The sequence below is a fragment of the Myxococcus sp. CA056 genome (assembly GCF_013336715.1).
Classification (GTDB): domain Bacteria; phylum Myxococcota; class Myxococcia; order Myxococcales; family Myxococcaceae; genus Myxococcus; species Myxococcus llanfairpwllgwyngyllgogerychwyrndrobwllllantysiliogogogochensis.
Genome location: NZ_JABUMT010000004.1, coordinates 414,740 through 437,598, shown reverse-complemented (window position 1 = coordinate 437,598; position 22,859 = coordinate 414,740). Strand labels below are relative to the sequence as shown.

Annotated in this window: 23 protein-coding genes; 4 read left to right on the top strand and 19 right to left on the bottom strand. The window is 68.1% G+C overall.

Annotated elements, in window-relative coordinates; translation table 11 throughout:
- Positions 1 to 11 precede the first annotated feature (11 nt).
- Positions 12 to 1,874 (top strand): hypothetical protein, encoded by a 1,863-nt coding sequence (locus HUA76_RS20165; RefSeq protein WP_174461813.1) that lies wholly within the window; start codon positions 12 to 14, stop codon positions 1,872 to 1,874.
- Positions 1,875 to 1,887: 13 nt separating this feature from the next.
- On the opposite strand, the gene HUA76_RS20160 is transcribed toward HUA76_RS20165, so the two are convergent.
- The gene (locus tag HUA76_RS20160) at positions 1,888 to 5,010 is read right to left on the bottom strand and encodes a cyclic nucleotide-binding domain-containing protein (protein WP_141646953.1); all 3,123 of its coding nucleotides are present in this window, start codon (positions 5,008 to 5,010) and stop codon (positions 1,888 to 1,890) included.
- A gap of 202 nt (positions 5,011 to 5,212) precedes the next feature.
- Between HUA76_RS20160 and HUA76_RS20155 the strand changes: the two genes are divergently transcribed.
- On the top strand, positions 5,213 to 6,010 hold the full coding sequence (locus HUA76_RS20155; RefSeq protein WP_174462005.1) for an RDD family protein: 798 nt from the start codon (positions 5,213 to 5,215) through the stop codon (positions 6,008 to 6,010).
- 4 nt (positions 6,011 to 6,014) lie between these two features.
- Here HUA76_RS20155 and HUA76_RS20150 read toward each other — a convergent pair whose 3' ends face one another.
- Positions 6,015 to 6,533, bottom strand: a complete 519-nt coding sequence (locus HUA76_RS20150; protein ID WP_141646955.1) for an outer membrane beta-barrel protein — start codon at positions 6,531 to 6,533, stop codon at positions 6,015 to 6,017.
- A gap of 100 nt (positions 6,534 to 6,633) precedes the next feature.
- On the opposite strand from HUA76_RS20150, the gene HUA76_RS20145 reads away from it, so the two are divergent.
- Positions 6,634 to 7,695 (top strand): lipopolysaccharide assembly protein LapB, encoded by a 1,062-nt coding sequence (locus HUA76_RS20145; RefSeq protein WP_174457181.1) that lies wholly within the window; start codon positions 6,634 to 6,636, stop codon positions 7,693 to 7,695.
- 37 nt (positions 7,696 to 7,732) lie between these two features.
- Positions 7,733 to 8,776: an FHA domain-containing protein gene (locus HUA76_RS20140; RefSeq protein WP_174457182.1), complete on the top strand. Its 1,044-nt coding sequence runs from the start codon at positions 7,733 to 7,735 to the stop codon at positions 8,774 to 8,776.
- A gap of 56 nt (positions 8,777 to 8,832) precedes the next feature.
- On the opposite strand, the gene HUA76_RS20135 is transcribed toward HUA76_RS20140, so the two are convergent.
- The 17 genes from HUA76_RS20135 to HUA76_RS20055 all read right to left on the bottom strand — a co-directional run bounded on the left by HUA76_RS20135 (position 8,833) and on the right by HUA76_RS20055 (position 22,836).
- The gene (locus tag HUA76_RS20135; RefSeq protein WP_246137666.1) at positions 8,833 to 9,357 is read right to left on the bottom strand and encodes a tetratricopeptide repeat protein; all 525 of its coding nucleotides are present in this window, start codon (positions 9,355 to 9,357) and stop codon (positions 8,833 to 8,835) included.
- 52 nt (positions 9,358 to 9,409) lie between these two features.
- Positions 9,410 to 10,486, bottom strand: a complete 1,077-nt coding sequence (locus HUA76_RS20130) for a DUF1521 domain-containing protein (protein ID WP_174457183.1) — start codon at positions 10,484 to 10,486, stop codon at positions 9,410 to 9,412.
- Positions 10,487 to 10,642: 156 nt separating this feature from the next.
- A complete protein-coding gene (gene sctV, locus HUA76_RS20125) occupies positions 10,643 to 12,766 on the bottom strand; it encodes a type III secretion system export apparatus subunit SctV (RefSeq protein WP_141647461.1) in 2,124 nt (707 codons plus the stop codon).
- A gap of 95 nt (positions 12,767 to 12,861) precedes the next feature.
- A complete protein-coding gene (locus HUA76_RS20120; RefSeq protein ID WP_141647462.1) occupies positions 12,862 to 13,341 on the bottom strand; it encodes a tetratricopeptide repeat protein in 480 nt (159 codons plus the stop codon).
- An 89-nt stretch (positions 13,342 to 13,430) separates the two neighbouring features.
- Positions 13,431 to 13,880 (bottom strand): hypothetical protein, encoded by a 450-nt coding sequence (locus HUA76_RS20115; RefSeq protein ID WP_174461812.1) that lies wholly within the window; start codon positions 13,878 to 13,880, stop codon positions 13,431 to 13,433.
- Between the two features lie 165 nt (positions 13,881 to 14,045).
- The gene (locus HUA76_RS20110; RefSeq protein ID WP_141647464.1) at positions 14,046 to 14,264 is read right to left on the bottom strand and encodes a hypothetical protein; all 219 of its coding nucleotides are present in this window, start codon (positions 14,262 to 14,264) and stop codon (positions 14,046 to 14,048) included.
- A gap of 157 nt (positions 14,265 to 14,421) precedes the next feature.
- Entirely contained in the window at positions 14,422 to 15,021 is a 600-nt protein-coding gene (locus HUA76_RS20105; protein WP_174461811.1) for a hypothetical protein, read from the bottom strand.
- A 117-nt stretch (positions 15,022 to 15,138) separates the two neighbouring features.
- Positions 15,139 to 15,603, bottom strand: coding sequence for a SycD/LcrH family type III secretion system chaperone (locus HUA76_RS20100; protein WP_141647466.1), 465 nt, complete (start codon positions 15,601 to 15,603; stop codon positions 15,139 to 15,141).
- A gap of 3 nt (positions 15,604 to 15,606) precedes the next feature.
- Positions 15,607 to 16,083, bottom strand: coding sequence for a hypothetical protein (locus HUA76_RS20095; protein WP_141647467.1), 477 nt, complete (start codon positions 16,081 to 16,083; stop codon positions 15,607 to 15,609).
- Between the two features lie 53 nt (positions 16,084 to 16,136).
- Positions 16,137 to 16,418: an EscU/YscU/HrcU family type III secretion system export apparatus switch protein gene (locus tag HUA76_RS20090; protein WP_141647468.1), complete on the bottom strand. Its 282-nt coding sequence runs from the start codon at positions 16,416 to 16,418 to the stop codon at positions 16,137 to 16,139.
- 46 nt (positions 16,419 to 16,464) lie between these two features.
- Entirely contained in the window at positions 16,465 to 17,544 is a 1,080-nt protein-coding gene (gene sctU / locus HUA76_RS20085; protein ID WP_174457185.1) for a type III secretion system export apparatus subunit SctU, read from the bottom strand.
- 25 nt (positions 17,545 to 17,569) lie between these two features.
- Positions 17,570 to 18,388, bottom strand: coding sequence for a flagellar biosynthetic protein FliR (locus HUA76_RS20080; protein WP_174457186.1), 819 nt, complete (start codon positions 18,386 to 18,388; stop codon positions 17,570 to 17,572).
- On the bottom strand, positions 18,385 to 18,648 hold the full coding sequence (gene fliQ, locus HUA76_RS20075) for a flagellar biosynthesis protein FliQ (RefSeq protein ID WP_174457187.1): 264 nt from the start codon (positions 18,646 to 18,648) through the stop codon (positions 18,385 to 18,387). Before fliQ ends, HUA76_RS20080 begins: the two co-directional genes overlap by 4 nt.
- A 14-nt stretch (positions 18,649 to 18,662) precedes the next feature.
- On the bottom strand, positions 18,663 to 19,490 hold the full coding sequence (sctR, locus tag HUA76_RS20070; RefSeq protein ID WP_174457188.1) for a type III secretion system export apparatus subunit SctR: 828 nt from the start codon (positions 19,488 to 19,490) through the stop codon (positions 18,663 to 18,665).
- 13 nt (positions 19,491 to 19,503) lie between these two features.
- Complete coding sequence (locus tag HUA76_RS46295) at positions 19,504 to 20,427, bottom strand: flagellar biosynthetic protein FliO (RefSeq protein ID WP_305794243.1); 924 nt, start codon at positions 20,425 to 20,427, stop codon at positions 19,504 to 19,506.
- Positions 20,428 to 20,524: 97 nt separating this feature from the next.
- Entirely contained in the window at positions 20,525 to 21,943 is a 1,419-nt protein-coding gene (sctQ, locus tag HUA76_RS20060) for a type III secretion system cytoplasmic ring protein SctQ (protein ID WP_174461810.1), read from the bottom strand.
- Positions 21,940 to 22,836: a flagellar hook-length control protein FliK gene (locus HUA76_RS20055; protein ID WP_174461809.1), complete on the bottom strand. Its 897-nt coding sequence runs from the start codon at positions 22,834 to 22,836 to the stop codon at positions 21,940 to 21,942. Before HUA76_RS20055 ends, sctQ begins: the two co-directional genes overlap by 4 nt.
- Positions 22,837 to 22,859 lie beyond the last annotated feature (23 nt).

The following is a 22,859-nucleotide window of genomic DNA, read 5'->3' as shown; positions in this document are numbered from 1 at the left end:
CGGTGACTGGCGTGTCAGATGAACAGGACCCCAAGGGCCCACCCTCACCACGAGGGGAGCAGCAGCAGGACGCCGCGAGCGGAAAGAACCAGACTGGCCGCGTGCTGGCCCAGCATTTCTGGGAAGAACTGCAAAAAGGCGCCGTGCACTTCCAGGAACAGGGCTCGGAGGTCGTTCCTCGGGGCCGGCTGAGACAGTTCATCCATGGACTGAGCCTTCCGTTTCATATTGCCCGGGCCCTGCTGGGAGACCCGGTGGCGCGCCGTCAGTACCTGCGCGTGGGGCTGATGCAGACTGTGGTCGCCCTGGCGCTGTCCCTGACGTGCATGGGCTCGGCGAACAAGGCCGCCAATGCGGTGGAGGATTCCCAGGACGAAGCCGTCGCCGCCGAGGTGTCGTCGGCGCTCAAGAAGGTCGCGTCGGTGGTGGCCGAGCAGAACGCGAGGAAGGCGGAACGGGCGGCCGCCCGCGAGCTTCGCAAGCAGCGTCGGAACGGCGAGGCCCCGGCGGACACGGCTCGCGCCACGGCGGCGGCGGAGCTGGATTCAGACGCCCAGGACGAAGAAGCGAGCGAGGCCGAGGACCCCGCCGACCCGGATGCCGTCGCCCTCGCGCCGGGCGCCGACGAAGCCCCCCAGGTTCAGGCCGGGAAGGTGGACACGAACGAAGCCGGTCCTCCGGAACGAGACGCGAAGGACGGCGAGACGCCCTCGGAGCTTGCCGCCGACGTCTCGGCCGCGCCTGCCAGGGAACGGGAACCCACCGTCCAGGGCAAGAACACGGACGCGGCTCCGACTTCCGACAAAGACAAAAGCCCACGGGAACCGTCGCAGGCCACCGCGGACGAAGAGGACCCGGAAGCCCGCCTCGCGATGAACATCGAGCGACGGCTTCGCGACATCGAGGCCGCCGCGAACAACCCGGACGCGGGCACGGCGGTCTCTGACGCGGTGATGGCCCTGGTGGCCGAAGCCGTCTCCAGTGCGTCTTCCGATGCGTCCAGCGTGCAGCCCAGGCCCAAGAAGCCCGAGGGCGATTCCGCGAAGGCGGGCAAGGTCAAGTCCGAGCCCGGGAAGTCGCCGCGCCAGCGTCATCCTGAAGCTGAAGACAAGGGCTCCACGGGGCCGACGTTCAAGGGCTTCTCCGTGGTCGGCATCCCCTTCTGGATAGCGTTGTTCGCGGCGATGCAGCTTGCCCAGTGGGTCATCATCGCGTTGTCGCGCGACTACCACGACGTCATCTCCCGGGAGGCGAGCCTCCTGACGCGCGTGGAGCCGGAAGACGACGCCATCACGCCGCACATCCGCCTCAACGTGCAGTGGATGCGCAAGAAGGTGCGGCGCCGGGTCAGGGCGATGATTCTGTTCGCGGTCGGCGTGCCGGCGGCGGCCTTCGTTGTCTCGCCCTTCTTCTGCCTGGGGCTCAGCAGTCCGCTGATCACCACCATCACCTCGTTGTGGGGCGCGTGGTGGCTGATGGTGTTCACCGCGGCCAAGAGCGCCCAGGCCTGGGAGCCGATGGCGGGCCAGCGGCCTCCCTGGTTCCTGCGCGCGTGGACCTTCCTCACCACCCGCGTGCCCGGGCTTCGGTGGAATGTGCTGCAACGCTATGGCGCGATGTGGACCCGGCGCTCGACGGAGGTCTTCGTGCCGGTGGCCACGGTGGAGCGCCATCCGTGGGCCTATGCGGGACTGACGGTGGTGCGCTTCGTGGGTTCGTTCGCACCGCTGAAGTTCTTCGTGCGCCCCCTCATCCCCGTGGCGTCCGCGCACATCCTCCGGGAGGAGAGCGCCAGACGCGCCCGTGAAGGACAGGGCACGGGTTCGAGCCCCCGCGTCCCCGGACCGCTGGAGGAAACCATCCGCTCGATCTGACCCCGCGCGACGCTCAGGCGTCGCCGCCGCGCGTGCGCTTCTCGGTCGGCTCGGGGGAGTCGGGAGCGGGGCCCGTGGGCAGCGGAGGAGCCACGGGAGGCAGCGGCGCCGTCATCTCCAGTCGCTCGCCCGTCTCGCGCGAGTCGGGCAGCGCGATGAGTGCCTGGAGCTGGAGGCTCACCGCGCGGAAGAAGCCCGTGAGCAATTCGGGCCGGTCCGCGAGCAGGTCCAGGAAGTCTCGCCGGTCGATGATGAGCACGCGCGTGTCCACCGCTGCCACCATGTCCGTGGGACGCGGCGCGCCGTCCAGCAGGCTCACCTCTCCAAAGGCCTGCTTGCCCTGGAAGCGCAGCACATGCTCGCCGTCGTGGAACGCGTCGATGGCGCCCTCGACGATGACGTAGAGCGCGTCGCCCGGGTCGCCCTGCGCGTAGATGCGCTCACCCGCGCGGAAGGCGCCCTCGCGAGCCACGGCGGCGATGGCCGCGATGTCGTCCACGTCGCTCTGCGAGAAGACGCTCACGCCCTCCAGGGCGAACATCCGTTGGACAATCCGGTCGCTCAACTCACCCTCCTGCGGGAGCACATCCAGCCCATTCACCCGCGCGATATGTCGAGCGCACGCGCGCAGCACCACATCCTCGCTCTGCACCAACGCCGCCAGCCTGCGCCACAACCGGCCCGAGGCCCCCGGCGGCAACTCCCGATGGTGCGCCTCCACCTGCTCCATCACCAGCTCGCGGTCCTCTTCCGAGAGCAGGTTGTCCAGCAGCTCCAGCGCCAGCGCGCGTCGACGCGCATCCTGTCCCACCAGGTTGTAGTGGATGCCGCGCATGCGATGCGACGAGTCCAGGAGCCCCAGCAGGAAGAACGAGAGTTCGAGCGCCTGGTCCAACCGGTCGCCCACCGCGCGGGTGAGCAGCGAGCCGTCACCCAGCGCCGCGCGCACGTCGCGATAGGCCCCCACCAGCGCCCGATACACGTCGCGTCGCCGGACCAGGGCCTCGCGCACGCGGTCCACGTCCACCGGGTGCTCGGGGTGTTCATCTCGCAGCCGCGACAACTGCGCGCCGATGCGGAAGTGCAGCGACGCATCGTCGCGCACGTTGGAGAACAGCAGCGCATCCAGCGCCGCCGGCGTACCGATGCCGCGCAGCACGCGAGGCAGTTGCAGCCGCATCGCCAGGGGCGCCTTCTTGTTGTTGAGGTGCTCCTCGACCAGCGGAGTCACCACGTCGCCCAGCGCGACCAGGGCTTCACGAGCCGTCTTGCGCTCCTCGCGCCAGGTGAGGAACGGCAACAGCCGAGGGGCCAGGTCCACATAGCCACCCTCCCCCACCGCGGCCAGCGTCACGCGGCGCACCGTGCTGTCCCCATCATCGAGGTAGCGCGCCAGCGCATCGGTGAAGCGCGTGTCCTGGAGCCGCCCCAGCAGCTTCGCCACCTCGCGACGCTCCACCACGGGCGCGCCCTCGCCTCGCGCGAGCAACTCCTGGAGCGAGGCCAGCGCCACCGAGCTCCCCGTGGTCTTCACCAGCGCGCCGATGGCCGCGCACCGCAGTCCCACGTCCGGGTGGTTGAGCAACGCCGGCAACAGCCGCTCGGCCCGCTCCGGAGACAGGCGGGCCAGGGCCCAGACAGCCTGGTCGCGAGGGCGTCGGGGCCCCTCCTCCACCAGTCGCTCCAGCACCGGCGCCAGCTCCCGCGCATCCAGCTCCAGCGCCAGGGCCACGCCCCGCTCAAGCACTCGCTCGTGCGGATGGCGCAGCAGCGCGGGCAGGTGCTGTCGCAGCGGGACTTCGGCCTGCGCCATCAGGTCCACCGCGCGCAGCACGCGGTCCGGCGTGGGCGCGGACAGGGCCTCCGCCAGCAGGCGCTGCTCCTCCTCGCCATCCAGCGCGACTTCTTCGTCCTCGGCCGCGCCCACCTGCTCGCCCAGGGCCGCCACATACGCCGGCCTGAGTCGTACCAACAGCAGCACGAGCCCCAGGCACATGCCCATCACCGCCAACGCCATCGTCGCGCCCGTGGCCGCGCGCCCCGCGCCGATGAGCAGCAGACCGGCCACCACCACGCCGCTCTTGCGGAGCAGGCCGTCCACCGCGACACGCAGGCCCTCGCGCTGATCATCCGGCACCGCCGCGTACAGCAGCTGGATGCCCACCGGGAGGATGGAGTAGCTCACGGCCGTCTCCACCAGTCGCAGCAGATGCACGGGCGCCAGGCTGGGCGTGAGGAGCGTCGCCCCGGCCAGCGGCGCGAGCACCAACGGCACCAGTGCCACGTAGCGCAGGAGCCCCAGCCGTCGCAGCAGCGGCTGCGTGAGGAGCAGCTGGAAGGCCACGCAGAACATGCCAATCCACAGCTGCAGGGAGCCGAAGAGCGCGGTCAGCGCGTCCTCGCTCAGCGTGCCCTCCAGGCGCAGGCGGAAGAGGTAGTCCACGAAGGACGACAGCACCGCGAAGGAGATGCCCAGCGCCGCGAGCACCTGCGCGTACGGGCTCTCCGCCAGGTAGCTGAACGCCATGAACGACGTGGGGGCCGGACGGCCACGCGGTGGAGGCGGAGGCACGCCGCGATACAGGTGGTGGAAGATGGCGCCCGCGGCCAGCAGGCCCAGCGCGCCGCTCACCACGATGGCGGGTGTGCCCAGCGGCTCCGCCAGCCCCTGCACCAGCAGGCCGCCAACAATGCCGCCGCCCATGGCGAAGCCATTGAGCGCCGTGAAGGCCCGCCGGGCCTCCCGCGCATCGAAGGCCGACGCCATCCGCGACCAGAACCGGAAGGACACGAACGTGGAGAAGGTGTCCGCGAACAGGTACAGCGCCAGCGCCGGGGTGCGCTGCCCCGCGGACAGCGCCGCGGCCAGCCCCAGCGCAATCACCCCACCCAGCCCCGTCAGCACGCCCGGCGAGTCCAGCGGCGAGTTCGGCTTGAAGCGCGGCAGCACCGTCAGCGCGGCGGTGATGAGGGCCCCCAGCAGGTACAGGTAGGGCAACGCCTGCGACTCGAAGCGCGACAGGACCAGCGCGTTGGCCGCCGTCTTCAGCTGCGTCACCCCGGCGATGAGCGCGAACTGGAAGGCAGCCGCCGGCCACAATCGGCGGTTCCAAGAGGATGTGTCGGAGGGGGCCACGGATTCGCGAGGGGCGGGGAGGCTACCCCACCACCCCGACAGCCATGAATAACACAGTCGGCCGCCCGCCTGCGCCCCCCTTGGCTCCCTCCTGCCTGGTGTTCGGGCTGGCATGAAGCGGGAGGTGTCAGCGGGACTTACCCGGAGCAACCTCGGAGGACCCCCGCCGGTGCGGGGACGCGGCTACACTGCGCCGGTGACGATGGCCACAGACACCCTGCTGGACGGCACCCACACGGTGCTCACACCGGAGTACGTGGAGTTCCGCTTCACTCTCGCGGGGCTGTATTCACGCTTCCTGGCGTGGCTGCTCGACGCGGTCATCGTCCTCACCGTCAGCCTGGCGGTGATGATGGGGCTGGGCTTGATCATGTCGGTGTTTCCCGGCGTGGCCAGCGCGCTGGGCATCGTCGTCTACTTCCTGGTCGACTGGGGCTACGGCATCACCCTGGAGACGGCCTGGAGCGGTCAGACGGTGGGCAAGCGCGCGCTCTCCCTGCGAGTCATCCAGGAGAGCGGCGTGCGCATCGGCTTCTATCACGCGGCCCTTCGCAACCTGGCGCGTCCGGTGGACCGGCTCCCCTTCTTCTACCTCGTGGGTGGGGTGGCCGCGCTCGTGTCCGGCTCCCAGCAGCGGCTGGGGGACATGCTGGCCGGCACCATCGTCGTGCGCGAGCGGCGGCTGAAGGTGCCCTCCGCCATCAACGCCTCCGGCGAGGAGGGCCTGCTGGCGGACCCCCTCTTCGTCTCGCGCGTGAAGCGGCTGTCCACGGAGGAGCGGGAGCTGGTGCTCACCGCCGCCCTGCGCCGCGAGGAGCTCCGGATGGAGGCCCGGCTGCGCCTGTTCGCCGCGCTGGGCGCCCGACTGCAGGACGCGCTGGCCATGGAGAAGCCAGACCACCTCTCCGACGAGAAGTGGACCTTGCTGGTGGCCGCCGCCCTGCTCCCCTCCAAGGCCCCGCGCGGCGCCCAACCCCCGCGCGCCCGGGCCCTGGGGTGAGTCGCTAGAAGTACGCGGAGATGCCCGCGGACAGCGTCAGCGAAGTCTGCGTCTTCTCGTTGAGGGCGATGTAGAAGTTGTACTGCGCCCGCAACCCCACGCTCACCGAGTCGGACGTGAAGAAGTCCACGCCCACGTTGGGACCGATGCCCACGAAGTTGCTCGTGCTCTCCTTGAAGACCACGAGGTAGCTGATGTCGGAGCCGACGTAGGGGCGGATGCTCTCCTCCAGCAGGAGGTAGCGCAGGCCCAGCGACGGGGCCAGGCCCACCACGCGCTTGTTGTTGGGGTCCGTCGAGTCGCGCGGGAAGGCGATCTTCGACAGGGACACCACCTCGAAGCCGTTCTCGATGTAGAGGCTGGCGTCGATGCCCACGAAGAACGCGTCATCCAACCCGTTGGTGCGGTTGAAATCCATGTACCCCAGCGACAACCCGAGACTGCGATTGGCGAACTGGGCGTGAGCCGGGGCGGCCCCAAGCAGGGCCAGGGTGAAGGTGAGAGTGCAGAGCAAGGTACGCATGGGCGTCCACTCTAACCGGTGCAACCCCCGGAAATCAGCCCGGATTCAGCCCCGCCGGGGCGTTGCACGGGAGGGGGCGCTCTCCTACACTCGGCCGGCCATGCGTCTTGCCCGCCTCGCCTCCGCGCTTTCCCTGGTCCTCACGCTCCCGCTCGCCGGCTGCCTCACCACGCCGCCGCCCCATGAGCGCGCCCTCATCAACAACGAGCTGTGCACCCAGGAACTGCACAACGGCGACCTGGTCCGCGCGGACGTGTACTGCGACCTGGGCCTGGAGTTCTCCCCCCAGTACGCCGACCTGTGGGTCAACAAGGGTCTCATCGCCATGGCCAACGGCAACAACGACGAGGCCAAGAAGCACTTCATCAAGGCGCTCCGCTACAACCAGGAGCACCTCCAGGCCTACCAGAACCTCGGCGCCATCTATAACGAGGAAGGCGCCTACGGAAAGGCGCACGACAACTTCCGCCGCGCCCTCAAGGTAAATCCGGATAACCTGGATACGCGCTACAACCTGGCGTACACGCTGATGAAGATGCGCAAGTTCACGGAGGCCAAGAAGGAGCTGCGCACCCTGCTCGCCGTGAACCCCAACCTCGCGGCGGCCCACCACACGCTGGGCATCATCGCCTTCGGGGAGGACCAGTTCGAGGATGCGGCGGAGGCCATGGCGCAGTCGGTGGCGTTGGATCCGAACAACCCCGACGCGTGGCATGACTACGGCAACACGCTGATGGAGCTGAGCCGCTACGCGGATGCGCGCGAGGCCTTCTCCAACTGCGCCCAGTTGAACCCCAAGGCGACCAACTGCACCAACAACCTCGCGCTGGCCCAGCGCAAGGCGGCGCTCACGGACGCGGCCTTCAAGGAGGTCAAGGACACACAGCAGGCGGAGAACTCCGCCCCTGCCCTGTTCATGCTGGCCCGCCAGTTCCGGGAGAAGGGGCTGTTGGCCGAGGAGGAGACCACTTACAAGAAGTGCGTGAAGCTGGAGTCGAAGTTCGCCCCCTGCCACTACGGGCTCTTCGAGCTCTTCCAGGACGCCAACAAGCACGAGCACGCGGAAATCGCCTGCAAGAACTTCCTGAAGTACGCGACGTCGGAAGAGTTCCCCACCGAGTATCAGGCGTGCGAGAAGTACCTGAGCAACGCGACGTTCTGATGCCCCGCCGTTTCCCGCACGTACCACCACCCCCTCGATGAGCGTCCGTCTCACCGTCACGCAGCGCAGCGAGGCCGGAGCCCAGGGCACTGAGCTCGTCCTCGGCGACTCGGTCATCACCCTGGGACGGGACAAGTCCTGCCAGGTGGTGCTCGCCCAGCAGGCGGTGTCGCGCAACCACGCGCGCATCGTCCAGGAGGGCAACCTCTTCTTCCTCGAGGACCTGGGCAGCGCCTACGGCACGCAGATCAACGGCAAGCCCCTGCCCAAGGGTGAGAAGCGCCTCTTGCGCAACGGCGACGTCATCGCCATCGCCCAGTACGACGTGAAGTTTGATCGCGTCACGGAGCTCAACGGCGACGTCAACTCGGAGAAGACGTCCTTCATCGCCCGGGGCAACCTGAAGGACGTGATGCGGGGGCTGTCCAGCGCCGAGGAGCGCTACCTGCGCATCATGAACGGCCCGCGCGAAGGCGAGCGCATCGAAATCGCCGACGCGAAGGAGCTCGTCATCGGCCGTGACGAGAAGGAGGCGGACATCGTCCTCAAGGACGACCTCACCTCCCGCAAGCACGCCAAGATTCGCCGCGACTGGTCCGGCACCCACGTCGAGGACCTGGGCAGCCGCAACGGCATCAAGGTCAACAAGAAGCGGGTGAACCGCAGGGCCCTCAAGGACAACGACGAACTGGAGGTCGGCGGCACGCGCTTCCTCTACGTGGACCCGAGCGAGCCCGCCGAGGAGCAGGTCCAGCTCGCCACGGACATCAAGAAGGCCCCGCCCCCGTCGCCCCAGCGTCCCGCCCCGGTGCGCAAGGAAGTGAAGCCCCCGGAGCCAGAGCCGGAGCCCGCGCCTCCAGAGCCCGAACCCGCGCCCCCGGAGCCCGAGCCGGAACCCGTCCCTCCGGAGCCGGAGGAGCCCATCCAGCCCTCCGCCGAGACGTCCCTCCCCGACGAGGTGGCGCCGGGTGGAGCCCTGGCCGCGCTCAAGGACAAGCAGAAGCTCGTCCCGCTCGTCGTCATGGGTCTGGTGGGGTTGGTGTTCCTGGTGCTGCTCATCGCCGTGGTCGCTGGCGCCTGAGCGCGCGGACAGGGAGCGCCAGGTGAAGGCGCCCCACGCTGCTCCGCTGCCGACCGCTACTTCTTCTGCGAGGACGCCGGGCGTCCCTTGATCTGCTCCGCCTGCGACTTGAGGGCGAGCAACGTGCTCCGCGCGCGCTGGGTGGAGCGCTTCTGGAGCCTCGGGTCCAGTTCAATCGCGCGGCTCAGGTCCTTGAGCCCGTCGGGGATGTTGCCCCGGCGCAGCAGCAGCTCACCGCGGCCCACCAGCGCGTCCACGTTGGAGCGCTCCACCGCGAGCGCGCGCTGGAAGGCGTCGAACGCCTCGTCGGTGCGCTCCAGCGTCAGGTAGGTAGCGCCCAGCTGGGTAAGGAAGGCGGGCTCACGGGGCGCCGCCGTCACCAGGCCCTGGAAGATCTCCAGGGCGAGGCGGGTGCGGCCGGCCTGCAGCATGCTGTGGCCCATGCCGGCGTAGTCGAAGAGCCGCTCGCGCGTCATCCCGAGGAACTGGCCCAACTGCAGCTCCCCGCGGACGAGCTTCTCCGTCAGGGCCTTCGGAATCCGAACATCCGACGGGGCTTCGCTCTCCGGTTTGCTGCTCACGGCCACCTCGCGAGGGGCCCCACGCGTGGGCCCCTCTACCTGCGGGTCAAGGTCAGAAGAAGACGTTCCGAGGCTTGATCATATCATTCAGCGAGTTGATCTCATCCAAGGCCTTGAACATCTTGGTGACCGACTTGAAGCGGTCCTCGATGGGCTGGTCCTTCTCGGACTCCTTGGACTTGCCCAGCTCGGAGATGGCGCGGCTGACGTGGTCGGAGATCTGCTGCATCAGCGCGTCACGCTGCTTGGACACGTCCGCCGTCTTGGCGTCCTTCTTCTCCTTGGCCGGCTCGGGCAGCATCGTCAGCAGGGACGGAGTCTCCTTGTACTGGAACTCCAAATCCTTGCCGTGCTTGAAGGTGGCGCCGCCACCCTCGTCGCCGATGACTTCCTTGCCCACGTTCGCCCAGTCGTCGGAGTCCTTGCCCATGACGAGCAAGTCCCTGCTGTTGTTCTTGAACGCGTCGTCCCACTGGAAGGCGACCGTCGTCTCGTAGCCGTCCTTCGTCAGCTCACCGACCTTGCCCTTGCCCTTGTCGATGTCCGTCACGGCGATGTGGTCCGCGCCGTTGGTGATGTCCAGCTTGCCCGTCACCGTCATGCCCGCGTTGCCCCAGGGCACGGTGGAGCAGTTGATCTCCGTGCCGTCCGGCAGCTTGAACGTGGTGTTGCGCTTGAAGTCGAACTTGCCGCCGTCGCTCTCGTCGACGTGCGGGTCACCCCAGATGCGGGTGTTCTTGCCGTCCGGGCCGGAGATCTTCCACTCGAACTGGCCCAGCTGCTCAATCTTGTAGCCGCCCGGCGTGGTGATGGTGCCCTTGTCGTCCACCTTCAGCTTGTCGGGGGGACGGAAGGTGTCCTCGGTGAGGACCGGCTTCTCCGTGGGGAAGGCGCCGCCCGTGCCCGCCGTCGAGGCCGTGTCGCCAGGACGGGGAGCCCCGGCCGCGAACGAGTTCTCGTCCAGCTGCTTGAGCTGCTTCACCGCCGACTCGATCTCCGAGAGGGCGCGCTCCACCGTGTTCTCGATGAGCCCGAGGTTCTTCGTCAGCTCCGTCTCACTCAGCCCGACCTTCGTGTTGCCAGTGCTGGTGGTACGGGGAGCGTTGCCGGCTTGGGTGACACTCGTCATGACTTCCTCCCGAATCTCGGGGAATCCCACGCCCGGAAGCGCGCATTCCCGCCGTACTTCCATTCTCGACAGCGTGCGTCGGAAGTTGCGTTGAAGCGCAAGGATTCCGATCAGAACGGTGACGGGTCGGCGAGGACCGACCCCGGGTCAACGCGGCTACCGGGTGGAGATGCGAGCCACCGGCTGGATGTTCAGCTCGGGGGACAGCTCCTGGTAGCTGAGGACGGAGAACGAGGGGTTGAACTCGTACTCCAGCAGCTTGCGGACGTAGCGCCGGATATCCATGGCGGTGAGGATGACAGGGCGCTGGGCGCTGGGCGGCAGGTGGCCGCACTCGGAGCGGACGGCCTGGACGATTTCCTGTGCCAGCTCCGGCTCGAGCGCCAGGTGCGCACCCGCGGAGGTCCGCTTGATGGAGCCGCGGATGGCCTCCTCGATGTTCGGATCCAACAGGTACACCACGAGGGTGCCGCTGCCGCGCGCGTACTTGTGGGAGATGTAGCGGCGCTGCGAGGCGCGGACGTGCTCGGTGAGCATGACGTTGTCCGCCTCCACCTGCCCGTACTCCGCCAGGGCCTGGAGGATGCCGCGCAAGTCACGGATGGAGATCTCCTCCTCCACGAGCCGCTGGAGGATGTCGGTCAACTTCAGCACGTTGACGACCTTGGGGATGACCTCCTTGACGATGGCGGGGAACGCCTTCTCCAACTGCTCCAGCATCGTCTGCGTCTCCTGCACGCCGACGAACTCCCGCGCGTTGCGCCTCAGCACCGCGGCCACGTGCAGGATGATGTAGCCGGGCACGTCCCACGTCGTCAGGCCCGCGGCCTCCAGGGTGTCGCGGTGCTGCTCGGGCACCCACGCGGCCGGCTGGCGGGTGGCGGGGTTGATGGCCTCGAAGCCCTGGATGTTCATCAGGCGCAGGCGGTCCACCGTGTCGTTGACGAGCACGTGGCCCAGCGTGGCCTGGCCGGTGACGACGGGCACCTCGTTGATCTGCACCTGGTAGGCGCCCGGCGGCAGCGACGAGTTGCCGCGCGCGCGCACGCCCGGGAAGCGCACGCCGAGCTCGATGAAGAGGCCGTCGCGCATGAACGGGATGAGTTCGAAGAGGAACTTCCCGTTGTCCTGGCGCGAGTCCACGTACGGCACCAGCGCGTCGGAGACCTCCAGGACGATGGGCGTGACGACGGGGATGAAGAGCTCGGAGTCCGGATTCATCGGCTCCTTGGGCGCGGGCTCCGAGGACATCGGCGTGCCCAGGTCCGACTCCATGGCCGGACCGGCCTCCTCCACCATCTCCGACTCGCGCTTCTTCTTGAGCATCGTCCACGCGCCGAAGCCCGCGCCCGCGCCCAGCAGGAAGAAGGGAATCTTGGGCAGACCCGGGACGAGCCCCAGGACGATGAGCATGCCCGCGGCGATGGCGATGGCCTTCGGGTACGCGGTGAGCTGCGTGCCAATGTCCTTGCCCAGGTGCGCGCCCTCTTCATCACCACCGACGCGCGTCACGATGATGCCGGCGCAGGTGGAGACGAGGATGGCGGGAATCATGCCGACGAGGCCGTCACCGATGGTGAGCAGCGTGTACTTCTGCGCCGCGTCCGCGGCCGTCATCCCCTTCTGCGTCACGCCGATGATGAGGCCACCGACGATGTTGACGACAGTGATGATGATGCTGGCGATGGCGTCGCCCTTCACGAACTTCATGGCGCCGTCCATGGCGCCGAACAGCTGGCTCTCACGCTCCAAGTCACGGCGCTTCTTCTTGCCCTGGTCCTGGTCGATGGAGCCCGCGCGGAGGTCCGCGTCGATGGACATCTGCTTGCCCGGCATCGCGTCCAGGGTGAAGCGCGCGGCCACTTCGGCGACACGCTCCGAGCCCTTGGAGATGACGATGAAGTTCACGATGACGAGGATGATGAAGAGGATGGCGCCGACGACGAAGTTGCCCTGCACCACGAAGTTGCCGAACGCCACCACCACTTCTCCCGGGTCGCCCGTGAGCAGGATGAGACGTGTGGTGGAGATGGTCAGCGACAGCCGGAACATCGTGGTGATGAGCAGCAGCGTCGGGAACACCGACAGGTGCAGCGCCGCTGGCACGTAGAGGGACACCAGGAGCAGCACCACCGAGATGCTGATGTTCAGCGTCAGCAGCACGTCCAGCAGCAGCGTGGGCAGCGGGACGATCATCATCCCGACGATGAACACCACGACAATCGCGAGGACGATGTCGGAGTACTTGGAGAGGAAGCTGTTCGGATTGGAGGCGGACATCAGCGGGGAGCCATCCTAGTCCGCGCCCGGCCCCGGGCCCAAGGGGGGCCTCACGAGCCGGGCGGGGTGTCCGTCGGAAGATGCGAAGGGAGGGCTTAACGCCCGTCCGGACCAGAGTCGCCGTCGGAGACCCCCTGGGCCTCCTCCACGCTCTCCAGGGCCGCGGCCGCCAGCATGCGCGCACGCGCGCTCAGCGGGTCCTTGCCCTCGGGGTCCAGGGACACCGCGTGGTTGAAGTCATGGGCGGCTTCCATCACCTTGCCCTGGCGCAGGTGGACCTCTCCCCGGTTGACGAACGGCGTCAGGTCCGTGGGGTCCAGCTCGATGGCCCGGTTGAAGTGGGCCTCCGCCTGGTCCAGGTTCTCCAGCGCCAGGTGGCAGGCGCCGAGCGCTGTCTGGAAGTAAGCCTCGGAGCCATCCATGGCCGCGAGTTGCTCGAAGACGGCCAGGGACTCCTGGAAGCGGCCGTCCTGGAACAGGTCGAAGCCCTGAGTGGCCCGCTCGAGCAACTCCGGGCCGGACAGCGGCTTCCCATCATTATTGGAGACCGGCGCCTTGGCTTGGGTCGTCGTCATCTGGACTCATTCCCGGGGCGAATACGGAGGCGGCCTGGAGTCTAGCCCGCCTCCAGCGAGCCCACCAGTCAGGGGACGCCGAGAAGGCACTACTCGTCGAAGCCGTCGCGAATCTTCTGCAGCTGCTTCTTCAGGTTGGCGATGGCCATGTCCACGCCCTTCTGGGCCACCACCGCGCTGAACATCTGGGCCTTGAAGCGGTCCTTGACGTGCGACTCGATGTCCTTGAGCGACGCCTTCGGGTTCTCCTTCGTGAACTTGGCCACGTCCGCGTCCAGCTTCTTGGTCAGGCTCTCCGTGGTGGACTTGGAGAAGAAGCTCAGGAACGGCTGGTTCTGCAGGACCTGGTTCGTGCCCACCGCGTCCGCGTACTTGGCGCGGTCTTCGGTGGTCAGCTTGGTCTCCGGCTTCTTGCCGATGTCGTCGATGATGGCCTGCTGCTTGGCCTGCTCGGCCTTGGGATCCGACGGCGTGGCTTCCGCCTGGCTCGTTTTCGCCGTGGACGTGGAACGGGAACCGCCATTGACAGGAGCGACCATGGATTTCTCCAAAAGGGGTGGGGTGAAGGAATTCTCGTGAGACGGGGCCGGAAAGTTTCGGACAAGCCGACGAGGTGATTCCACCGGGCCCTGGAAATGAACTGGCCCCGCACCAGCTCCAGGAGCTGTTGCGAGGCCAGGGTGCAGCAGGCTGCGGGCTTACGACTAGCCGCGCATGTTGCCGACGATCGCGCTCTGCATCTGCTCGATCTTCTTCATGGAGTTCGAGATGAGCTCGACCAGCTTCGCCTCACGCTGCATCTGCTCCTGCGCCTGCAGGAACGGACGCTGATCCTCGGGGGCGGCGGCGATCATCGCGTTGGAGGCCTTGGAACCGGCCAGGATGCTGCTCGCAGCGGCGTTGAAGTTGGCAGAGATGCTCATGGTCGTTCTCCAGTGATTGATTTGGTTTTGCTGCGGGATGAAGTGCAGCGGCGGCTACAAAAAGATTATCGGGGGAGGGGCTCGGAAGTTTCCTGCGAATTAACCGGGATCATTTCCGGCCTTTTCGCGAGGCCCGGGTCCCCCCCGGGAAACGGGCCTAACCCTTGAGCTTTCCAAGGCTGGGATTCTTCATCCAGGCCTTGAAGGACTCGAGTTGCTGCTGCTCCTTCTTCGGATCTGCCGGGGGCGGCGGGCTGGCCTCCGGGTCCAGGGACAGGGAGCGCTTGTTGGAAGCGCTCTCGAAGCCGTCCTTGGCGGCGGGGGCGCCCGACGTGCGGGCAGGAGCCGGCGGAGCAGCGGGGGCCGCGGGGGCCTGCGCGCCCGGGGGAGCGAACGCGAACTTCGCGTGCAGCTCCGGGTTGGCCTCCTTGACGGCGTTCTGGATGGTCATCCCGTAGGTGCTCAGGCGCTCCGACAGGTAGGAGACCACGAGGCCCAGCGTGGGAGGCACGGGGAGGATGGGGTCGGCCATGAAGCGCTGGAGGGCGCCCGACACGTCGCCATAGAGCTTCTCGTCGAACGGAGTGCCCGGCGTCGTGGAGGCCACCAGCATCTTCATCGTCCGAACCACCTGGAGGAAGGTTCCCTGGGCCACCTTGGACTGCGACTCCAGTTCCGCCAGCAACTTGTCGCGCTTCTCCACCAGCTCCGCGGGTTCCGGAGGCAGTGGGCCCATCTTCGCCTTCTGCGTGCTCATTGACTGACTCCACCTCTCCACAACGAGGGGTTGGGGTTTACCTGGCGAGCCTAACAGACTGTTCCGGGCTCACCTACCCGGCGTCTGGCCACAACCAGACGCCGGGACAAGCCAGAATCAACGCTTTCCGAGCGCCGTGAGCATGGCGCCGGCCTTGCGCACCACCGGATCATCCACCGGTGTCATTGCCGCGGCGCGTCGCAGATCCTCGATGGCCTGGTCCTTCTTGCCCAGGGCGAGCTTCACCTCGGCGCGGCCGACGTAGACGGACGCATCCTGGGGGGACAGTTTGGCGGCGACGTCGAAGGCGGCCAGGGCGCCCGTCCCGTTGCCCGCGGCCATCTCCACCACGCCCAGCGCCTTGGCGAAGTAGCCGTCCGTGGGATTCACGGCGTACAGGCCCTGGAAGAGCGTCCGGGCCTCGTTGATGCGGCCCTGGTAGAAGAAGTAGTACGCCGTCTTGGCGATGGCGTAGAGCTCGTCGTTGGAATAGCCGCGCACCTCGCGCAGCGTGGACTTGCCATCCGCCCAACGCTGGAGCCGAGCCGCCAGCTGGGCCTCGTCCTGAGGGTCCTCCGGCATGCGCTAGTAACCCTCGTCCTTCTGCTCGGCCCACATGCGCCGGATGATCTCCTTGGTCTCCTCGTTCACCTGGTCCACCAGGGTGAGCATGGAGGACTCTCGCTGGAGCAGCGCCTTGAGGCGCTCCAGGCGGTCCGGGGACGCGTTGATGCGCGTCAGCCCCCGCTCCATCAGGTGGCGCGACTCGTCGCTCCCCCGCCCCGCCACGCTGGCCAGGTGGGGCCGGTCGCTGAAGCCCTCCAGGTCCGCGTCATGCCCGCCGGGATGAGGGGGCAGGGGCAGGCGCAGCTCCTCCGACGAGTGCGCGGGACCGATGAAGTCCAGGAGCGCCGCGGAGGCGAGCGCCGGGTTCTTGGGATTGCCCGTCTTGCGCAGCTTCTTGCGGTCGACCTGGGAAGGGTCAACCAGGCGCTCACGGACGCTGCGGGGTCCCCCCCAGGGCCACTGGGGTCCGGGGGGCTGATTATTGATTCTGGCCATCGTGAACTCCGAAGCTCACTCCAGGAAGGGGGGGGCCGTCCAGCCCCCCTCCCCTACCGCCCTCCGGCGGCCGCGTGTTCGCGCTGGATCTCGTAGATGAAGTTGAGGACCTCGGCGACCGCGTCGTAGAGCTCCTCGGGCACTTCTTGTCCCACCTCCACCCGGTACAGGGCGTTGGCCAGGGGCACGTTGCGCATGATGGGGATGTTGTGCTCCTTGGCGATGGCGCGAATCTTCTCCGCCTTGAGCCTCAGCCCCTTGGCCACCACGCGCGGGGCGGTGTCCTTCTCCTTGTCGTACTTCAGCGCGATGGCGATTTCGGCGTCGTCACTCATGGGGCGCTCCGAGAAGTCCTGCCGATGATAACCGCTCCAGGGCCGCTCACGCGCGGGCCACCGGGGCGGGACCGCCGTTCTTCAGGTCGTAGACGAAGTTGAGGACCTCGGCGACCGCGTCGTAGAGCTCCTCGGGCACCTCGTGGCCCACCTCCACCCGCAGGAGCGCGTGGGCCAGGGGCACGTTGCGCAGCGTGGGGACATCCTGTTCGCGGGCGATGCCCTTGATGCGCTCGGCCTTGTGGTCCATGCCCTTGGCCAGCACCCGGGGCGCGCCGTCCTTCTCCCGGTCGTACTTGAGCGCGACGGCCACGTGGTCCGGGTTGGTGACGATGACGTCCGCGTCCCGCACGGCCTCCATCTGCTGTCCCTCCATGATCTCCTGGTGGAACTCCTTGCGCTTGGCCTTGTGGTGCGGGTCGCCTTCGCTCTCCTTGTACTCCTTCTTCACCTCGTCCTTGGACATCATCAAGTCCTTCATGAAGGACTTGCGCTGCCACCAGATGTCGAAGATGGCGAAGAGGACGAAGAGCAGCGCGACGCGGGTGGCCACACGCGTCACCAGCTCCCCCATGATGACCATGATGGCGTGCGTGTCCTGGCGGACCGTCTCCACCACCATGGGCATGGCGTCGCGCACCACGCCGTAGACGACGTTGGCGGTGATGGAGATCTTGATGAGGTTCTTGAGCAGCTCCACCAACGACTTCTTGCTGAACATGTTCTTCAACCCGCCCAGCGGGTTGAGCTTGTCCAGCTTGGGCATCAACGGGTCCAACGTGAAGAGGGAGCCCACTTGCAGGAACTCCATCAACCCGCCCACCAGTGCCCCGCCCGCGAGCACCGGCAGCGTCACGAGCAACATCGCGCGCAGCCCCAGGTACATCAACTGCCAGGTGGCGTCCCCCAGGTCATCGCCCTTGGCCAGCTGGTCGAAGCTGAAGAGGAAGAGGCTCGATATCTCATGCTCCACGTTGTCCCAGGTCGCCTTCACGGCGCCCAGGCCCACGACGAGCACCGCCACGCCGCTCAGGTCCTTGCTCTTCCAGACCTGACCCTTCTTGCGAGAGTCGTCGAGCTTCTTCTGCGACGGTTCTTCTGTCTTGTCTCCACCCTCGTCGGACATGGGCGCGCGTTCCCGGGGAAGAGGCTCAGGCCAGCAGCCGCAGGGCGTCAGTGAGCACCCGCAGCATGTGGGCCAGCTCGCCCTGAATGCGCGCCAGCAGCGCCCCCATCACCAGGAAGGCGATGAGCACACCGACGAGCGGCTTGATGGCCATGGAGATGAAGAACACCTGGATTTGCGGCGCAACGCGGTTGATGGCGCCCAGCGCCACGTCCGTGAGGAAGGTGGCGAGCATCGCGGGAGCGGACAGGGCCAGGCTCACCCTCAGCATGTCCGCGAAGACCCGCGCCAGCAGGTCGAAGAAGGTCCACGAGCCCTGGCTGAAGCGTGGGAAGCCATCCAGCGGCACCACGGCGAGGCTCTCCGCCAGGGCACTGATGACCAGGTGGTGCCCGTCCAGGGTGAGGAACAACACCACGGCGAGCTGCACCTTGAGGTTGGAGAAGAGCGAGACCTGCTGGCCGAGCTGCGGCACGTAGAGCTGGGCATTGTTGCTGCCCGCCATGGTGTCCGTGAGGGTGCCGGCGATGCGCGCCGCCTCGAAGACGCTGCTGACGATGAACGCCATGCAGAACCCGATGAAGACCTCCTTGGCCATCAGCGCGATGTAGGGCAGCGCCGTCAGGGGAACCGTCGTCACGGTGTGCGCGATGGAGGGATAGAGCACGATGGCCAGCGTCAGCCCGATGCCCATCTTCATCTCCGTGGGCACCACTTCACCGCCGAGGAACGGGCTGAAGATGAGCACCGGCATCACCCGGCACATCAGCAGGGCGACCGTGAAGATGGCGGCGGAGAAGTTGGTCCGAGCAGCCAGCTCGGACACGAGGTCCGCGGCGTTCATTTGATGAGGGCGGGGAACCGGTCGAAGACGTGAAAGGTGAAGCGCACCAGCTGGCTTCCAATCCACGGCCCCGTCATGGCCAGCACGCCGAAGACGATGATGACCTTGGGCGCGAAGGTGAGCGTCTGCTCCTGAATCTGGGTGGTGGCCTGGAACAGCGAGATCATGAAGCCGACGATGAGGCTCATCAACACCGGCGGGGCCGACACCACGAGCACCAGGAACAGTGCCTCCTGGGTGATGGCCGTGAGCTGGTTCATGGGATGCCTTCTTCCTACAAGTAGCCGACGACCAGGCCCTTGGCGATGAGGTACCAGCCGTCCACGAGGACGAACAGGAGCAGCTTGAAGGGCATGGAGATGGTGGTGGGAGACAGCATGTGCATGCCCAGCGCGAGCAGGATGTTGGCCACCACCATGTCAATGACGATGAAGGGGACGAAGAGCAGGAAGCCAATCTGGAAGGCCTCCTTCAGCTCCGACACCACGAAGGCCGGGACGATGACCATGAAGTCCTTGCTGTCCACCGAGTCCCGGTCCTCGCCCTGGCGCATCTTCTTGGCCAGGTTGTAGAAGAGCGAGCGGTCCTTCAGCGTGACTTTCTTCATCAGCCAGTCGCGCAGTGGCTCCTTGGCGCGGTCAGCGCCATCCAGGAGGGTGCCCACCTTCGCCGAGGAGAACGCGCCAGCCCCCGAGGAGTCCCAGACGTTGAGCTCCGAGGCCCGGTACATCGTCATGCCCACGGGCGCCATGATGTAGACGGTGAGGATGACGGCCAGCCCGGTGATGACCTGGGTGGGCGGAATCTGCTGGGTGCCGAGCGCCGAGCGGACGATGGAGAGCACCACGGAGATCTTCACGAAGCTCGTCACCATCATCAGCGCGAAGGGAACCAGGCCCATGGCCGCGAGTGCGAGGATGAGGATGAGCGGACGCGACGTGAAGGTGTCGGCGCTCACCGCCTCGTTGGCCACGGAGTCGGGGATGGAGCCGGGGCGCTTCTTCTGCGCGAGGGCGATGAAGGGATGCAGCGACACCGCGGCCGCGAAGAGCCAGGGCGAGACGCGCGGGAGCAAGGAGCGGGCAGGAGTCTGGGCGTTCACGGGACGGGTGCCATCAGGCGCCGGGGGGCTGGGACGACGAGCCCCCGGAGCGGCGGGAAAGGAGCTTCTGAAGGAAAGGGCTCAGGGGAACCACGTTCGTCTGCGGGCGCTGCGCGCGGATGCGCTCCACTGCCTCCGAATCCAGCTTCGACAGCAGCTGCAGGCCCGCCTCGCCGCCGCCCACCAGCAGGTATTCGTCCGCGGCCTTCACCACGAAGAGCGCGCGCTTGGGGTCCAGCGTCAGGCGCTCCACCACGGTGACGACGGTCTGTTTTCCCGGCGCGGCCGCCTGGAGGCCCATCAACCGGCGCAGCCCCACGTTCAGCGTGAGGTAGATGGACGCCACCACCGCGCCCAGCACGAGCAGCGTGCGGATGAGCATCCACCCCATGCTCTCCGGCTCGGCCTCGGCCTCCGTCGCCGCCGCGGCGCCCTCAAGCGCGGGGTCCTCCCAGCGAGGCTCCGCGCCCGGAGTCTTCTGACGCAATGCGGCGGACGCCTCTGGCGTGGGCGCGGACTCGGGCACCGCGCCCGGCACTGCTGAAGCGGAAGCCTCGGTAGAACCCTCCGCCGGGGCGGGAGGGACGGTTGATGCCGTGGAGCCTGGCACCACCGCCGCTTTCTGGGCGGGGGCCACTGGAGTGCTCGGCGCGGAGGGCGGCGCCGCAACCCGGACATTGTCCGCCGAGGCGGGCGCCGTCGCACTGGGGGCCAACTTCTTGGCCTCGGGCGACGAAGCCGGAACGACGGCGGGCGCCGTGGCGCTCGGCGGGGCCGACTTCTGGGCCTCGGGCGACGAAGCCGGAACGGCGGCAACGGGCGAAGCCGTGGCGCTCGGCGCGGGCGCGGAGGGCGCCTGGGCCAGCACGGTGGAGGGCGCGAGCAGCAGCGCGGCGCCCAGGGACAGGCGCATGAGGGGGGTGCGGAGGACTGCCATGGATGGGGGCGAGGCTAGTTCAAAGGCCGGAGGACCGCCACGGGCCCCCGTCCGGCAGCCCGCTCCCGCCCGCTTGCTTCCGTCGCGGATGAAGTCCTCAGCTCGCCAGGGTGGTGACGCGCACGCCGAGCTGGCCCTCCATCTCCACCAGCTCGCCTCGGGCCACCACTTTGCCGTTGATGGAAAGCTCCACTGGCTCGCCGGGCCCCCGGCTCAGCTCGATGACCTGACCGGCCCGCATGCCCACCACCTGCTCCGCGGTGACGGGGATGCGCGCCAGCTCCACGGCGATCTGCAGCGGTACGTCGCCGAGCAGGTCGCTTCCGTCCGGCTTGTTCACGTCGTCCAAGGGCGCCCCTTCGAGCTCCGGAGGAACGTCCAGCTCCGGGTTGGTGAAGTCCTCTTCCTGCTCCCGCCCCCCACCCTCCTCGGTGGCCGAGCGCGGGTTCCCCGACTCCCCGGGGATGATGCCGGTGATGCGGGCCTTGTAGCGCCCGTCCTCGACGAATACCTGGGCCTCCGCGTGCCCCGAGCGCCCCGCGCCCACGCGCAGCTGCGCCGTTCCAGGCTCGCCCCGGTCCGGCCGCGCCGACAGCACGTCCACCAGGACGACGTCCTTGACCCGCAGGCTCGCCAGGTCGTTGGACGTCAGCTCCGCGGTGCCAATCTCCGCCCGCAGCCAGCTTCGCACCGCGGACAGCCGGCGCGCATGCACCGCCAGGTCCGCCTTCGCCCGAGCGCGCCGCTGGGCGCTCTCCACCGCGGGCTCCGCCGCCTCCAACACCGCCGAGGGCACCACCAGCCGCACCATGCCGCTGTGCGGCCCCAGCGTGGCATTCAGGTGCACCGCCAGCATCGGCCCGTCGTCGCCCAGGCGAGCGGACACCTCGTCCACGCCACGCGCGACGCCGTCCAGCCTCGGGCGAGGCACCCCGGCCTGCAGCGCGGGCACCAGCACCCGCAGCGCTTCCAGGATGACGTAGCCCATCACCCCTTCTTCGATGTCCGTCAGCGGCCGCAGGCCCACCGTCTCGCCCGCGCCACCCAGCAGCAGGTCCACCGCCGTGTGGGCCAGTGACAGCTCCACCTCCAGCACCGCCCTGCCCTGCAACGCCCCCGGTGCCAGCACCGCGAGGAACGTCGGGTCGCCCAGGAACCGGCGCAGCTCCGCCATGGGCCGCACCTGTACGGACTCCAGGGACAGACGCACCTCGGCGTCGAACAGGCCCTTGAGCCGCGCGGACACCGCCCCGAGGGTCCCATCGTTCGGCGTCAGCCAGCGCAGCCGCTCCGCCAGGAGCCCTTGCGCCCTGGACACCTTCTCCAGGCCCTTGAACTGGAAGGGTCGCCAGCTGCCCCGGTCGACCTTCTCCGGACGCTCGCTTCGCTCGGAACGCTCGACCTTCTCCGGACGCTCGGTCTTCTCCGGCGGACGCACCGGCTTGAGCTGGCGGAGGTCCACCAGCATCGTCCGCTCATGCACGCCGGGACCTTCGTCCTCCGGCTCCACGCTCATGTCTTCGCCTCGAAGCGCACCGTCTCGAGCTTCAGGCCACGGCCGCCCAGCGCGGTGCGAAGCCCCTCGCTGTGCTCCTCGAGCATCTTCAGCACGTCACGGTTGGTGCCACTGAAGGTCGCGGAGATCTTCCCGTTGCGCGCGCTGACCTTGATGGACAGGCCGCTGAGCACGTCGCCGCGCAAATCAATCTGGAACTCCGCGAGGCCCGCGGCGTTGGTGCCCACACGCACGCGGTCCACGATCTTCTGGGCAATCTCGCTGGCCATGGCGCGCAGCCGCTCGGAGCCCGCGGTGTCCTTGGGCTTGGCCACCGGCACCGGCGCCATCAGCGCGGGGTTGAACCGGAACCCCGGCGCCATCTCCGCGCCGCCGCCTTCCTTCTTGTCCTTGCCGCCGCCCCCGCTGCCCTTGCCGCCGCCCGCATCGGCATCCGCCCGGATGAGCGCGCCCTTCTCCGAGCTGACCTGTCCCAGCGCGGACTCGGCCTTGCTCATGTCCTTGTCGCGCCCCTCGGACGTGCGCTTGTCCTCCTTGGAATCCGCGGCGCGCGAGCCGGAACGAGCCTCCGTGGCCCCGCTGTCCGCCCGGCGCTGCGTCTGCGCCAGACCCGCCGGGTTGCCACCCAGTTGCGGCTGCTGGGCCTGCTCCCCGAAGGTCTTCCCCTCCTGCGTCGCCTTGGCCAGGATCTGCTTGGCGAAGGCACCCGGCGTCTGTGGCGTGGGCGCGGGAGCAGGGGCCGTCGCCTGGGGCTGGGCCTGGGGCTGCATCAGCTTCTGGAAGGCGCTGGCCCCCTCCGTCCGCTTCTTCGCCTGGCCCTCGGCGAGCTTCTTTTCCTGCATGATGCGCTCGGCCAGGCGCGCTGTTTCACGGTCGTCGTCGACTCGGCTCATGACATCGTTCCCGAGGGAAGGGG

Excerpts from the sequence above, each read along its gene's own strand:
- HUA76_RS20155 (WP_174462005.1), top strand. The coding sequence starts at position 5,213 with ATGGCCACAGACACCCTGCTGGACGGCACCCACACGGTGCTCACACCG.
- HUA76_RS20150 (WP_141646955.1), bottom strand. The coding sequence starts at position 6,533 with ATGCGTACCTTGCTCTGCACTCTCACCTTCACCCTGGCCCTGCTTGGG.
- HUA76_RS20145 (WP_174457181.1), top strand. The coding sequence starts at position 6,634 with ATGCGTCTTGCCCGCCTCGCCTCCGCGCTTTCCCTGGTCCTCACGCTC.
- HUA76_RS20140 (WP_174457182.1), top strand. The coding sequence starts at position 7,733 with ATGAGCGTCCGTCTCACCGTCACGCAGCGCAGCGAGGCCGGAGCCCAG.
- HUA76_RS20130 (WP_174457183.1), bottom strand. The coding sequence starts at position 10,486 with ATGACGAGTGTCACCCAAGCCGGCAACGCTCCCCGTACCACCAGCACT.
- sctV (WP_141647461.1), bottom strand. The coding sequence starts at position 12,766 with ATGTCCGCCTCCAATCCGAACAGCTTCCTCTCCAAGTACTCCGACATC.
- HUA76_RS20120 (WP_141647462.1), bottom strand. The coding sequence starts at position 13,341 with ATGACGACGACCCAAGCCAAGGCGCCGGTCTCCAATAATGATGGGAAG.
- HUA76_RS20115 (WP_174461812.1), bottom strand. The coding sequence starts at position 13,880 with ATGGTCGCTCCTGTCAATGGCGGTTCCCGTTCCACGTCCACGGCGAAA.
- HUA76_RS20110 (WP_141647464.1), bottom strand. The coding sequence starts at position 14,264 with ATGAGCATCTCTGCCAACTTCAACGCCGCTGCGAGCAGCATCCTGGCC.
- HUA76_RS20105 (WP_174461811.1), bottom strand. The coding sequence starts at position 15,021 with ATGAGCACGCAGAAGGCGAAGATGGGCCCACTGCCTCCGGAACCCGCG.
- HUA76_RS20100 (WP_141647466.1), bottom strand. The coding sequence starts at position 15,603 with ATGCCGGAGGACCCTCAGGACGAGGCCCAGCTGGCGGCTCGGCTCCAG.
- HUA76_RS20095 (WP_141647467.1), bottom strand. The coding sequence starts at position 16,083 with ATGGCCAGAATCAATAATCAGCCCCCCGGACCCCAGTGGCCCTGGGGG.
- HUA76_RS20090 (WP_141647468.1), bottom strand. The coding sequence starts at position 16,418 with ATGAGTGACGACGCCGAAATCGCCATCGCGCTGAAGTACGACAAGGAG.
- sctU (WP_174457185.1), bottom strand. The coding sequence starts at position 17,544 with ATGTCCGACGAGGGTGGAGACAAGACAGAAGAACCGTCGCAGAAGAAG.
- HUA76_RS20080 (WP_174457186.1), bottom strand. The coding sequence starts at position 18,388 with ATGAACGCCGCGGACCTCGTGTCCGAGCTGGCTGCTCGGACCAACTTC.
- fliQ (WP_174457187.1), bottom strand. The coding sequence starts at position 18,648 with ATGAACCAGCTCACGGCCATCACCCAGGAGGCACTGTTCCTGGTGCTC.
- HUA76_RS46295 (WP_305794243.1), bottom strand. The coding sequence starts at position 20,427 with ATGGCAGTCCTCCGCACCCCCCTCATGCGCCTGTCCCTGGGCGCCGCG.
- sctQ (WP_174461810.1), bottom strand. The coding sequence starts at position 21,943 with ATGAGCGTGGAGCCGGAGGACGAAGGTCCCGGCGTGCATGAGCGGACG.
- HUA76_RS20055 (WP_174461809.1), bottom strand. The coding sequence starts at position 22,836 with ATGAGCCGAGTCGACGACGACCGTGAAACAGCGCGCCTGGCCGAGCGC.